Consider the following 12,586-nt stretch of genomic DNA (forward strand, 5'->3'; position numbering starts at 1 on the left):
GCGTTGCCCGCGCGGCAGCGCCTGCAATGCCGCGAGGATCATTCCTTCGGCGGCTCGGCGGGTACCGGTGCGCTGCCAAGCCCATTGAGGCTGCGTGCCCTGACGCGCGGCTTGAACGCGCGTCCTGGTTCCGGCATGCGCCGCAGCACGGGATGGACGATCGGTTCCTTCGCCTTGAAGGCATAGGCCTTGAGCAGCGCGAAATAGTTCGGATAGGCGTAGCCATTGTTCATCCGCAGCCACTCGTCGCGGCGGTCGCGAAACAGCTTCGGCAGCCTGTACCAGGCCACCGTCGGGCTCTTGTGATGGACGAAATGCAGATTGTTGTTGAGGAACAGGAAGGACAGCGGCGAGCGCTCGACGATGATCGTGCGGCCTTCCGGATGTTCAGACCATTGATGCTCGGCGTAGGTGCGGATCGAAATCAGCGACTGCCCAAGCCACACCGGCACCAGTATGTAGAGCCACAACGGCATGCCGAAGCCGAACTGCACGACAGGCAACACTACGGCGAGGCCGATCGCATGCAGCAGCCATGCCTTGCAGATGGAATTGTCGCCCGCGGCAACCTGCCTGGCGTCGTCGATGAAGAAGCCGATGCAGGAGAGCCACGGACCGAGCACCAAACGCCCGAGCATCGTGTTGTTGACGTTCAGCAGGAACTTCATAGCCGACGGCAGCTCTTCGTGCTGCCAGAGCGCCTTGTAATAGCTTTCGGGATCGTCGAGCGGATCGGTCAGGCGCTCGTCTGCATGGTGGCGCAGATGAATGGTCTTGAACCGGCGAAACGGCCAGACAAGGCCAATCGGCAGGAACACAACTGCTTCGTTGAGCCGCGCGTTCCGGGTTGGGTGGCCGTGCAGGGCCTCGTGCATCAGCGAGGATTGCAGCGCCGCAATCAGGGCCAGAAGGGCGAGCGCCAACAGCGGGTAGGATGGCCAGAGCAGAAAGCCGGTAGCGAGCCAGCCGCCGTAGCAGAAAAGTGCGAGAAACACCGTCGGCCATTCGATGGTCGCCGCGCCATGTCGCCTGTTGCCCATGCTCGTCATGCTATCGACCACTGCCTTCCAGTCGCCGGAACCCGTTTGATTCCTGACAGCATTGTGTCAGGAGCGTTGCATTGCTGCAACGCGATAAAGCGCACAAACTGTTGCGATTGCGCATTTTCAGCTGCATATGTTATGCATTGTAAACAACGCACCGGATTCATTTACGCCTGAAGCTCCGCGTTCGCGGCTTCAGCGCAAATTTTTCCTCCTATCGGGTGGGGTGGCGATTTGGACAAGCGCGACCTGTCGACGATCTTTCGCGAGCGCCTGAAAATGCTCTTGACAAGGTCCGATCTGAACCAGTCGGCCTTCGCCGCCGCGGTTGGCATCGACCGTTCGGCGCTGTCGCAGCTGCTCTCCGGCGCCTCGACCCGCCTTCCCCGCGCCGAAACGCTGCTCAACATCGCCGCCGAATTCAAAGTCTCGCTCGACTGGCTGCTCGGCCTCAGCCAGGACGAGGGCGTCACCGGTGAAATCCGCGAGAGCCTTGAGATCGAGGAGGCGCCGGACGGCTTCGACCGCACGCTGCTGGCTCGCTGGCATGCCGAGGCGGCGGGAACGAAAATCCGCTACGTCCCGGCCGGCATTCCCGATCTTCTGCGCACCGAGGCGCTTGTCGACTATGAAGCCGTCATCGCCAACAAGAGCCGCGAGGCACAGGCCGGCGAAACGCAGTACCGCATCGACTACAACCGACGGCCCGAAACCGACATGGAAGTCTGTATGCCGCGCCACACGCTGGAGATCTTCGCGCGCGGGCTGGGCGTGTGGGACCGCTTTCCGGAGGCCGACCGCCACCAGCAGCTCCTGCACATGGCGACGCTACTCGACGACCTCTATCCCACCTTCCGCCTGTTTCTCTATGACGGGCGGATGCGCTATTCGATCCCGTACACCATCTTCGGGCCCTATCGCGCAGCCATTTACGTCGGCGACATGTATCTGGTGCTGAACGCCACGCAGCCGATCCGCATCCTGACCAGCCATTTCGACAATCTGATCCGTGCCGCGGACGTCAACGCGCATGAAGCGGCCAGCTTCACACGAAAGCTGGCGGAGATGCGATTTTGACCGGTTGCTCTCCGTGTCGACATTGACGGCACATAAAGAATTCTTTATATCCTTATCTCAGTTATTCTTCCGGGAAGGCGTATTTCACATGACCAATCCGATCGACGCTCTGCTTGCCGAAAAGGGCGTCCTGCTCGCCGATGGCGCCACCGGCACCAATCTGTTCGCGATGGGCCTTGAGGCCGGAGAGGCTCCTGAGCTCTTGAACGAGACCGCGCCCGACACCATCACCAGCCTGCACCAGAACTTTGTCGATGCCGGCGCCGACATCATCCTGACCAACTCTTTTGGCGGGACCCGCCATCGGCTCAAGCTGCACCATGCGCAGGACCGCGTCCACGCACTGAACAAGCGCGCCGCCGAGATCGCAAGCGCCGTCGCCGGCAAGGCCGGCCGCAAGGTGATCGTGGCCGGCTCAGTCGGCCCGACCGGCGAATTGCTGGTGCCGCTCGGCGCCATGACCTATGACGAGGCGGTCGAGGCCTTTGCCGAGCAGATCGAGGGCCTGAAGGCCGGCGGCGCCGAAGTCGCCTGGATCGAAACCATGTCGGCGCCGGACGAGATCCGTGCCGCCGCCGAAGCCGCCATCCGCGTCGGCTTGCCCTATACCTATACCGGCTCCTTCGACACCGCCGGCCGCACCATGATGGGGCTGCTGCCGAAGGACATCCACGGTGTCGTCGACGGCCTGTCGCAGACGCCGCTCGGTGTCGGCGCAAATTGCGGTGTCGGCGCCTCCGATATTCTCGCTTCGCTGCTCGACATGACCGAGGCGAAGCCCGAGGCAACGGTGATCGTCAAGGGCAATTGCGGCATCCCCGAATTTCGCGGTGCCGAGATCTACTATTCGGGCACGCCCGAGCTGATGGCCGATTATGTGCGCCTGGCCGTCGATGCCGGCGCCAAGATCGTCGGCGGCTGCTGCGGTACCTCGTTCCAGCACCTTGCCGCCATGCGCAAGGCGCTCGATGCGCACACCAGGTCGGATCGCCCGACCGTCGAGCAGATCGTCGAACGCATCGGCCCGATGCGCAACAAGCAGGCGACGGTCAACGTCGCCGAGACCAGCGAAGCCCGCCGCGAACGGCGCCGCGGACGCGCCTGACGCTTTCGGCTGCGACGCGGTCCGCGAAGCGGTGCAGCCACGAAAAAAGGCCGGCAAGGTTTCCCTCGCCGGCCTGCCTCACCCGCCCGTAGGCCGGTTCCCCCTGTCAGAACGATCCCATCTGAAAGAAACCGGCCATCATTGCCACTACCGGTTACCGCCGAGCGCCGAGGCAAGGCGCACAAGCGAGAGGAACTCGGACCGGTACCCAAACGGGTCGGCTCCTCTGGCGGCGGTGGCAATCTCCATGATCTTGTCGTAGCCGAACTTCGCGGTCGCATCCTCGTCGCGCAGCTTCTGGCCGAAGGCAGCGACGGCAACGGAGAAACGCTGGTCGGTGCTGGCCTGGTCGAACGACGCCACCTCGTTGGCTGACGTCACCGGCGTGGTGATCAGCTTCGAAGTGTCCTCGTTCGGCAGCTTGTAGCGGATTTTGACGAAGGCATATTCGTCGGCATTGGCGACACCGCCATTGTTCACCGAGGCCTGGCCATAGCGCAGCTGATCGATCTGTTCGCCGCCGCTGCCCTTAGGCGTGATCTCGTAGATCGCGGTGACCGAATGGCCTGAGCCGATCTCGCCGGCGTCGACGCGGTCGTTGTTGAAATCCTCGCGGTTCAAGGCGCGGGTCTCGTAGCCGATCAGCCGGTATTCCGAGACCTTGTTCGGGTTGAACTCGACCTGGATCTTCACGTCCTTGGCAATGGTGAACAGTGTCGAGGAGGCATCCTCGACCAGCACCTTCTCGGCCTCCGCCAAAGTGTCGATATAGGCGGCGGTGCCGTTGCCGTTCTGGGCGATGGTCTGCATCATCTGGTCGTTCAGGTTGCCGCGGCCGAAGCCGAACACCGACAGGAACACGCCTGTCTTGCGCTCCTTTTCGATCAGCCGCTTCAGGTCGTCGTCGTCGGTCTGGCCGACATTGAAATCACCATCGGTGGCGAGCATCACCCGGTTGATACCGTCCTTGACGAAGGATTTCTGCGCCAGCCTGTAGGCTTCCTTGATGCCCGCCTCGCCTGCCGTCGAGCCGCCGGATGTCAGGTTGTCGATGGCAGCGAGGATCTTGTCCTTTTCCGAAGCCTTGGTGGGCTCCAGCACGGTACCGGCATCGCCCGCATAGGTGACGATCGAGACGGTATCGTCGGGTCTCAGCTTGTTGACCAGCAGCCGAAAGGCCGACTGCAGGAGCGGCAGCTTGTCCTGCTCGTTCATCGAGCCCGACACATCGATCAGAAAGACCAGATTGGCCTTGGGCTGCTCGGCCGGCTTCACGTCGAAACCCTTGATGGCGACATGCATCAGCCTGGTGTGCTCGTTCCACGGAGTCGGCATGACGCTGACGGTCGAGTTGAACGGCGTCGAGGCGGAGTCCGGGCCTTTCCAGTCATAGGGGAAGTAGTTGACCATCTCCTCGACGCGCACCGTATCGGCCTGCGGGATAAAACCTTCCTTCAGCGAGCGCCGGACGAAGGAATAGGAAGCGGTGTCGACATCGATAGAGAACGTCGAGACCGGGTCTTCGAGTGCGGCATGCACCGGATTGGTCTTGAAATCCTCGACCCGGTCACGGTTTTCCTCTCGCGGCAGCATCTGGTCGGCCGGCGCAGCGGCAGGCTGCTGTGCCATCAGCTTGGACTCGGCAACCGTGCCAGGCATGCGTCCGACCCGCGCGCCACCATCGACTGCCGGAGCCACGGAGTTTGCACCGCCATCCAGCGCAAACTCGCCGCTCTGCGCCGGTTCGGGTGCATTGCGGGTGAGCACATCCTGCTGCGTCAACCCGCCGACCGCGGTCGATTCCGCTTTCGGCGGCGATGTCGGCGCCACAAGCGCCTCGCCGGCGTCGCGGCTTTCGCTGTCGGCGTCCGCCTTCTTCTGCTTATCTGCTTCGGCAACAACCGGCGGTTTGACGGTCGCCGGCTTGTCAGCCAGCGTTTCGGTGATCTTATCGTCGCCGCCGAATTCGGGCCCGCCGAATTTGGATTCCCCAAGCATATAGATGGTGGCGTATCCGGCGATCGGCAGGGCAACGAGCCCGGCAATGGCCGGCGTGGCGAAGAGTTTCTTTTGCATGATTTCGCTCCAGAGCCTTTGTGCTCGCTCTGTGAGACGAAGCCCGCCTGCCGATCCTTGGGCGGCCGGTAAAGTTTTTTCTTCCATGTCATAGGCGCGCAGCGCGGCCTGGAGGGCACGCGCCTTTGCATCCGCGTCAGGCGCCGGTGCTGCGATATCGCGCAGCCTGTTCAGTTGCTTGTCGTCGACCATGGTCACACTTCCCCGGCTGAACGCATCAGCGTCTTCAACCGTTTCTTCGCCTCATGGATGTGCCAGGAAACCGTCGTCTCCGAGATCGCCATCGCCTCGGCGGCGGCTGCGTGGCTCAGCCCTTCGCCATAGACCAGCAGCACCGCGTCGCGCTGCTTGTCCGGCAGCTTGCGCACCGCTGCCCAGAGCGCCTCGACCGGGTCTTCCGCCTCGGACGAGGTTTCCCCCGAAATCAGCGCATAGGCGCCATAGGCCTCGGTCTTGGCCGTATCGCGGGCGGTCTTGCGCATCATGTCGCGCGCCGCATTCAGCGTCATGGTGTAGAGCCACGTCGTGAAGGCGCCGCTGCCGTGATAGTCGCGGATCGCCCGGCCGAGCCGAACGCACACTTCCTGGGCGATATCCTCGGCGTCGGCCTTTTTCCCGCACCAGCGATAGGCGGCGCGATAGACGAAACCGTAGTGCCTTTCAAGCAACTTGCCGAAAGCACCCCTGTCTCCGCCCTTCGCCCGCCCGATCAGTTCGGCGTCGGAGGCTTCGCTTTCGTCCAGCATCATCGCCATCATTTGCCTGTTGGACGAAGGCTAATGGCGATTCCTTGGGTGATGGGAAGAATTTTTTGGCGGGCAGTCACGTCGTAATGGTTGGCGCGCCTTGGCCGAGCGTCTCCGCAAACAGCATCGTCAGCCGCTCCCAGTGGCGTTCGGCGCCGGCTGCATCGAAGGCACTATGTGGAGCCGCCACGTTCACAAATGCGTATCGGGGTTGCTTTACGCTGGCTTTGTGCACAATTTCGCCGACTGCCTGCCATGCTATGGCGGCCTGAAGTGAACGGCGCGCTTCAATTTGCCAAGGGACGGAGCTCATATGTGGCTGACGGCATTCCTTGCTTTTTTCGCGGGTGTTTTTGGCGCCAATGGCGTCCCACATTTCGTGAGTGGGATAACCAAGGGTTCCTACCCGTGCGTCTTCGGTAACTCCGCCGTGCCCAATCTGATAGCCGGCTGGGCGAGCTTCGTGGTGGCCCTCTTCGCGTACGGGGCCAACTTCGCACAGTATCCCATCGTCTCGTTGGTCTCTGGTGCCATCGGGGTGCTGCTGATGGGTCTCTTTCACGCGGCGGGGCTGGCTTTCGGCCAAAAATCCTGAGATCGGAACGGTCGACGTCTTTGCGTGCAGCGGGGTCTTGTCTGGCTAGCGCGCGAATGCTGCCATGTGAAAGGCCTGAACCTCGGCCGGATAGCGATAATCGATGCCGTAAGGACAGGCGTTGCGATCAAGGCAGCCGCCGGTCCGGCAAGGTCCGCCGTTTTGCCCACGCACATGCGCCAGACAGGTTTCATGCACAAAACCATCCGCAGAATAAGCCGCGACCGGACAGGATTTCAGGCAAGGTTTTTCCAAACATGTGTCGCAAAGGTGAATCACGTCGCGACGTTCGTGGAGCGCAATCTCGTTCTCGAACAACAGCGCGCCGCGATAGGCATGCCAGAGCCCGTATTGCGGATGCATGAGGATGCCGAGCGGCGACGGCTTCAGCCCCTCCGCCTGCATCGCCCATTGCTGGAACGGCAGATAAGGCCTGTCGGACGGTGACACCGCGCGTGCCCCGAATTTTTCGGCCACAGCGCCGATCACTCCGCGCGACCATCTGTCGAGCGAATCGTCGATCGGCTGTGACTGTTTCTCCAACCAGCGCAGGAAGTGCGGCCAAGGTGCGGCGCCTGCCTGCCCCACCAGCAGGACGGATCTGGCGGCGGCGCCGGAGAGACCGGAAGGTGTCCCCTCACCGCCCGCAAAATTGAAGCCGCCGCGCAGGATGAGGCCGTGGGCGGAAAGCGCGGCCGCGATGGTTTCGACCATGCCGCGCTCGAGAATCATCCCTTCTTGTCCGGGTCGGAGAAGGCGCTCCGCCAGACTTCCTTGTGGATGATGTTGGCGACTTTAGCCCCGCCTGATTCGGGCTCCTTTCAGGTGAAGGCGTCGGCCATCGACGCCTTCTTCCTGGCGATGAAGTCCTTCAGCCCGTCGTCGATGCCCTGGTCGAGATAAGGCGCCTCGTAGCTCTCCAGCCAGCGGCGGGCGAGCTCGTTGGCGCGCTGCGGCGCGGTTTTTTCGCCTTCGGCCAGCCACTGCTCGTAGGAATTGTTATCGGCGATGTTGGAGCGGTAGAACGCGGTCTGGAAATTGGCCTGGGTGTGATCGCAGCCGAGGTAATGGCTGCCCGGACCCACCTGGCGGATGGCATCCATCGCCTGACCGTTTTCCGACAGGTCGACACCCTCGGAGAACTTCTGCGTCATGCCGAGTTGGTCGATATCCATCATGAACTTTTCGTAGCAGGAGGCGAGCCCGCCCTCGAGCCAGCCGGCCGAATGCAGCACGAAATTGGTGCCGGCGAGGATCGTCGAATTCAGCGTGTTGGCGCTCTCATAGGCCGCCTGCGCATCGGGGATTTTCGAAGCACAAAGCGAGCCGCCGGTGCGGAACGGCAGCCCGAGCCTGCGAGCAAGCTGGGCGGCGCCATAGGAGACCAGCGACGGCTCCGGCGTGCCGAAGGTCGGCGCGCCCGACTGCATTGAGATCGACGAGGCGAAGGTGCCGAACAGTACCGGCGCACCCGGCCGGATCAGCTGTGTGAACGACGCCCCGGCCAGAACCTCGGCCAAAACCTGGGTCAGTGTGCCGGCGACCGTCACCGGGCTCATCGCCCCGGCAAGGATGAACGGCGTGACGATGCACGCCTGGTTATGGCGCGAGTAAACTTTCAGCGCTCCCAGCATGGTCTCGTCGAAGACCATCGGCGAGTTGGCGTTGATCAGGCTGGTCAACACCGTGTTGTTCTCGACGAAATCGTCACCAAACACGATCTTGGCCATCGCCACCGTATCTTCGGCGCGCTCGGGCGCGGTCACCGAGCCCATGAACGGCTTGTCCGAATATTTGATATGGCTGTAGACCATGTCGAGATGGCGCTTGTTGACCGGCACGTCGACCGGCTCGCAAACCGTGCCGCCCGAATGGTGGATCGATGGCGCCATATAGGCAAGTTTTACGAAATTCCGGAAATCCTCGATCGTCGCGTAGCGCCTGACGCCGTCGAGATCGCGCACGAAGGGCGGTCCATAGACCGGCGCGAACACGGTCGCGTTGCCGCCGATCTGCACCGAGCGCTCGCCGTTGCGGGCGTGCTGGGTATAGACGGACGGAGCGGTCTTCAACAGCGAGCGGCAGAGGCCCTTGGGGAAATGCACCCGCTCGCCCTTGACGTCGGCGCCCGCCTCTTTCCAAAGCTGCAGTGCCTCGGCGTCGTCGCGGAAGATGATGCCGATCTCTTCCAGCACCGTGTCGGTGTTCTTTTCGATCAGCGCCAGGCCTTCCTCGTCCAGCACTTCATAGACGTTGATCTTGCGCTTGATATAGGTGAGCTGTGTACCGGGGCCGCCGCCCGAACGTGCAGCCCGGCGCGCTGCGGCGCCACCGCTGGCAGCGCGCCCGCGCCGTGCGTTTGACGCTTCCTGATCGACCGGCGCGTTCTCACTCATAATCGTTCTTCCCTGGCTTTCGTTCTGGCCTGATTTGCTTTGGCCGGGCTCTTGTTCCGGCCTGAAATCCATTTGCAGCCGCATATTGCGGTCTCTGGCCGGATCGTAGCCATGCACCTTATTCGAAACGGCCCGCCAGCGCCAACGCCTGTCGCAAAATCGACAAGAATTCCAAGAGATTTACGGTCGCTTTCGTTTTGCGGGAAGTCGCAAATCAGCTATGGACAACCGGCCCGCGCGGGTTAGGTAATGGCGCGATATTTTTAAGCTGCCGCGATAGTTGTAGCCGGCAAGGAGCCTGAGAAAAAATGGCCGACGACGAGATCATCCTTTCGGAACTCTCCGACGACGAGTTGGTGCAGCAGATGCACGACGACCTTTATGATGGGTTGAAGGAAGAAATCGAGGAAGGCACCAACATCCTTCTCGAGCGCGGCTGGGCGCCTTACAAGGTGCTGACCGAGGCTCTGGTCGAAGGCATGCGCATCGTCGGCGAGGATTTTCGCGACGGCATTCTGTTCGTTCCGGAAGTGCTGCTGTCGGCCAACGCGATGAAGGCCGGCATGTTCATCCTGCGTCCGTTGCTTGTCGCCACCGGCGCGCCGAAGCAGGGCAAGATGGTGATCGGCACCGTTAAGGGCGACATCCACGACATCGGCAAGAACCTCGTCGGCATGATGATGGAAGGCGCCGGCTTCGATGTCATCGACCTCGGCATCAACAATGCGGTCGAAAAATATCTCGATGCCATCGAAAAGCATCAGCCCGACATCATCGGCATGTCGGCCCTGCTGACGACGACCATGCCTTACATGAAGGTCGTCATCGATACGATGAAGGAAAAAGGCATTCGCGATGATTATGTCGTGCTGGTCGGCGGCGCGCCGCTCAACGAGGAATTCGGCAAAGCCGTCGGCGCCGACGCCTATTGCCGCGACGCCGCGGTGGCGGTCGAGACCGCCAAGGACTTCATGAAGCGCAAGCACAACGTCCGCGCTTCGGCCTGAGTCAATAAATTCGGCACCGACGAGAAAAGCCGCGCCTTGCAGTGCGGCTTTTTTATTCCCAAATGTTTGAAATCGTGCAGATCAGGGTTTCTTGACGGTATCGTCAACCGCCTTCGCAGTGGATTTGATATCCTTACCGACGCCGCGCACCGTGTTGGCGCAGGCCGAAACAGCCAGGGCGCAGGCGAGAATAGCGATTGGCGCAACGCGGAACAATTTCATGATTGGTGTCTCCCTCAGAATATAAATTCGCTGGACAGCAACGAAGATGGATTAGACTGGTTCCATGACTACCGCGCGAAAACAACAATCCGATCAAGGCGACAGGCTGCTCGTCATCGCCTGCGGGATGATTGCGCGCGAAGTTCTGGCGGTCAAGGAGCAGCTCGGGCTCGACCATCTCGACCTGACCTGCCTCCCGGCGGAGTTCCATTTCTATCCGGACCGCATTGCGCCGGCCATGGACAAGGCAATCGCCAAGGCCAGGGCTGACGGCTACAAACACATCTTCGTCGGCTATGCCGATTGCGGCACGGGTGGCCTGCTCGACCGGATCTGCGAGAAGCATGGCGTCGAGCGCATGGCCGGGCCGCATTGCTTTGCCTTCTACCAAGGCATGGATGCCTATGCGAAGGTTGCCGATGACGACATGATGTCGTTCTACATGACCGATTTCCTCTGCCGGCAATTCGATGCCTTCTTCATGAAGCCGCTCGGCCTCGACAAGCACCCGGAGCTGATCAAGGACTATTTCGGCAATTACGAGAAGCTGATCTACATCGCCCAGACCGACGACCCGGAACTCGACAAGGTCGCCGAAAAGGCGGCGAAAATGCTCGGCCTCGCCTATGAGCGCCGCTCGACCGGCTACGGCGACCTGACGAAGGAACTAGCTGGGGCCTCAGCCCTGGCCTGACACTTTAGGCACCGTTTTCTTCAGCTTCGAGCCCAGCGAGCACATCGGCAAAGCTCGTCTTGCAGACGAAATCCAGCCGGTCCCTCGCCCGGGACGCATCGTAGACCCGGTTGATCGACGAAAACATCGTCCAGCCTTTCTTCAAGTAGCGTGCCGGATAATCCGGAAAATAGCGCGCGACGATCGACGGTGCGTCGGCGATCAATGCCGCGCAATCGTCGGGCTGGAAAGGTGTCGGCGCCGAGATGATGAAGGTGTCGAAGCCCAATTGCGGCGCTTTCTCCAAGGCAGCGATGTGGGCGTCGGCAGCATCCTCCACCGTCAGCCGGCGAAACAACAGCTCATTGGCCTTGGTGTTGGCGTCCGACTGTTCGATCACATGCGCCATATCGTCTGCTTCGGGAAAGAAGCGGGCGGTGCGCAGTACGATCACCGGCAGGCCGAACTGGATATGGTAGAGCCGACAAAGATGTTCCGCCGCAAGCTTTGTCACGCCGTAGATGTTGCGCGGTTCAGGCGACATGTCTTCCGTTAGCCAAGCCGCCCTGCCGGGCAAGCCGGCGCGGATGGCCTGGGTAATCATCAGCGATGTCGTCGACGTGAAGATGAAGCGCTGAACGCCGAAAGTTGCCGCCGCATCGAGCAGGTTGAGCGTGCCGCGCACATTCGTCTCGACGAAATCCTCGTTGCGATGATGTTCGATGTCAGGCTTGTGCAGCGCGCCACTATGGATGATGGCCTCGATGCGGTTCTCCTCGACCGCCCTCATGACCAGGTCGCGATCGGCGACTGAGCCGACGATTCGCGTTTCCGAGGATGGGACGGGATCGAGGCCAGTGACGTCATGGCCGAGAGTCCGCAGGCGTGGCGCCAAGGCCCTGCCCAGCCAACCCGACGATCCCGTCAGCAAGATCCGCATTCTTTCCACCTCGTTTCTGCTGTCGATGCTCAAGCAAGGATGACAGAGCGCGGCGAAACATTAAGGTATGCGCCAGACAAGAAAACAGGCTGCTCCAGTCATCAAAAGGGAAAACGCCACCAATGATCGCTCGCCTTATGTTTGCCGTAGCAGCTGTCCTCTGCTTGACGTTGCCCGCGTTCGCCGATGGCGAAGTGCAGAAGCTGATCACCGCTGCCGACAAGGCGCGCCTCGACAAATATGGCGAGACGCGCAAGGCAGCGCTTGACGAGGCGAAGGCCGGCGATCCCGCCGAGGTCAAGCAGCTCGACGCCTTGCTGGCAAAGCCGCTGGTTTCCTTCTCCGACAAGGACCTGACCGGCAATTGGCAATGCCGCACCATCAAGGCCGGCGGATTGAGCCCGCTCGTCATCTATGGCTGGTTCAAATGCAAGGTGAGCGACGACGGTTCCGGCTGGAGACTGGAAAAGATCACCGGTTCGCAGCGCACCAAGGGCCGCTTCTTCGACGATGGCGAGAAACGCGCGATCTATCTAGGTTCCTTCTACGTCAACGACGATCCGGCAAAGCCCTACGGCAGCGGCCCGGAAAGCGATCAGGTCGGCTATGCCTTCCGCCACAGCGCCAGCGAATGGCGCATCGAGTTCCCGGCGCCCCACTACGAATCGAAGCTCGACATCCTCGAATTCAAGCGCTGAGCCCGCCC

Annotated in this window: 13 protein-coding genes; 6 read left to right on the forward strand and 7 right to left on the reverse strand. The window is 61.6% G+C overall.

Features of this window, described 5'->3' with window-relative positions; translation table 11 throughout:
- Positions 1-38 precede the first annotated feature (38 nt).
- Positions 39-1,049, reverse strand: coding sequence for a fatty acid desaturase (locus NKI01_RS02135; protein WP_352856316.1), 1,011 nt, complete (start codon positions 1,047-1,049; stop codon positions 39-41).
- A gap of 228 nt (positions 1,050-1,277) precedes the next feature.
- On the opposite strand from NKI01_RS02135, the gene NKI01_RS02140 reads away from it, so the two are divergent.
- Complete coding sequence (locus tag NKI01_RS02140) at positions 1,278-2,120, forward strand: helix-turn-helix domain-containing protein (protein WP_023719945.1); 843 nt, start codon at positions 1,278-1,280, stop codon at positions 2,118-2,120.
- Between the two features lie 88 nt (positions 2,121-2,208).
- On the forward strand, positions 2,209-3,225 hold the full coding sequence (gene bmt / locus NKI01_RS02145) for a betaine--homocysteine S-methyltransferase (protein ID WP_023719944.1): 1,017 nt from the start codon (positions 2,209-2,211) through the stop codon (positions 3,223-3,225).
- A gap of 147 nt (positions 3,226-3,372) precedes the next feature.
- On the opposite strand, the gene NKI01_RS02150 is transcribed toward bmt, so the two are convergent.
- Entirely contained in the window at positions 3,373-5,493 is a 2,121-nt protein-coding gene (locus NKI01_RS02150) for a vWA domain-containing protein (protein WP_352495950.1), read from the reverse strand.
- A gap of 2 nt (positions 5,494-5,495) precedes the next feature.
- Entirely contained in the window at positions 5,496-6,056 is a 561-nt protein-coding gene (locus NKI01_RS02155; RefSeq protein ID WP_023719942.1) for an RNA polymerase sigma factor, read from the reverse strand.
- 304 nt (positions 6,057-6,360) lie between these two features.
- Here NKI01_RS02155 and NKI01_RS02160 point away from each other — a divergent pair, with 304 nt between their 5' ends.
- Positions 6,361-6,642 carry a hypothetical protein gene (locus tag NKI01_RS02160; RefSeq protein ID WP_031194271.1) on the forward strand — a complete coding sequence of 94 codons (282 nt, stop codon included), beginning with the start codon at positions 6,361-6,363 and terminating at the stop codon, positions 6,640-6,642.
- 45 nt (positions 6,643-6,687) lie between these two features.
- Here NKI01_RS02160 and NKI01_RS02165 read toward each other — a convergent pair whose 3' ends face one another.
- Together NKI01_RS02165 and NKI01_RS02170 are read right to left on the reverse strand one after the other, a co-directional pair.
- A complete protein-coding gene (locus tag NKI01_RS02165) occupies positions 6,688-7,374 on the reverse strand; it encodes a hypothetical protein (protein ID WP_031194270.1) in 687 nt (228 codons plus the stop codon).
- Positions 7,375-7,463: 89 nt separating this feature from the next.
- Positions 7,464-9,038 carry a trimethylamine methyltransferase family protein gene (locus NKI01_RS02170; protein WP_023719938.1) on the reverse strand — a complete coding sequence of 525 codons (1,575 nt, stop codon included), beginning with the start codon at positions 9,036-9,038 and terminating at the stop codon, positions 7,464-7,466.
- A gap of 308 nt (positions 9,039-9,346) precedes the next feature.
- Here NKI01_RS02170 and NKI01_RS02175 point away from each other — a divergent pair, with 308 nt between their 5' ends.
- Entirely contained in the window at positions 9,347-10,045 is a 699-nt protein-coding gene (locus tag NKI01_RS02175) for a cobalamin B12-binding domain-containing protein (protein ID WP_023676506.1), read from the forward strand.
- Positions 10,046-10,126: 81 nt separating this feature from the next.
- Here the strand turns inward: NKI01_RS02175 and NKI01_RS02180 are convergent, their stop codons facing one another.
- Positions 10,127-10,267 carry an entericidin A/B family lipoprotein gene (locus NKI01_RS02180; protein WP_023676507.1) on the reverse strand — a complete coding sequence of 47 codons (141 nt, stop codon included), beginning with the start codon at positions 10,265-10,267 and terminating at the stop codon, positions 10,127-10,129.
- A 64-nt stretch (positions 10,268-10,331) separates the two neighbouring features.
- Here NKI01_RS02180 and NKI01_RS02185 point away from each other — a divergent pair, with 64 nt between their 5' ends.
- Positions 10,332-10,961: a DUF1638 domain-containing protein gene (locus NKI01_RS02185; protein WP_023719937.1), complete on the forward strand. Its 630-nt coding sequence runs from the start codon at positions 10,332-10,334 to the stop codon at positions 10,959-10,961.
- A gap of 4 nt (positions 10,962-10,965) precedes the next feature.
- Here NKI01_RS02185 and NKI01_RS02190 read toward each other — a convergent pair whose 3' ends face one another.
- Positions 10,966-11,880, reverse strand: coding sequence for an NAD-dependent epimerase/dehydratase family protein (locus tag NKI01_RS02190; protein WP_352961684.1), 915 nt, complete (start codon positions 11,878-11,880; stop codon positions 10,966-10,968).
- Positions 11,881-12,002: 122 nt separating this feature from the next.
- Here NKI01_RS02190 and NKI01_RS02195 point away from each other — a divergent pair, with 122 nt between their 5' ends.
- Positions 12,003-12,578: a DUF4893 domain-containing protein gene (locus tag NKI01_RS02195; RefSeq protein WP_023719935.1), complete on the forward strand. Its 576-nt coding sequence runs from the start codon at positions 12,003-12,005 to the stop codon at positions 12,576-12,578.
- Positions 12,579-12,586: the final 8 nt, after the last annotated feature.

This window comes from Mesorhizobium sp. M0815 (genome assembly GCF_040319995.1).
Taxonomy (GTDB): Bacteria; Pseudomonadota; Alphaproteobacteria; order Rhizobiales; family Rhizobiaceae; genus Mesorhizobium.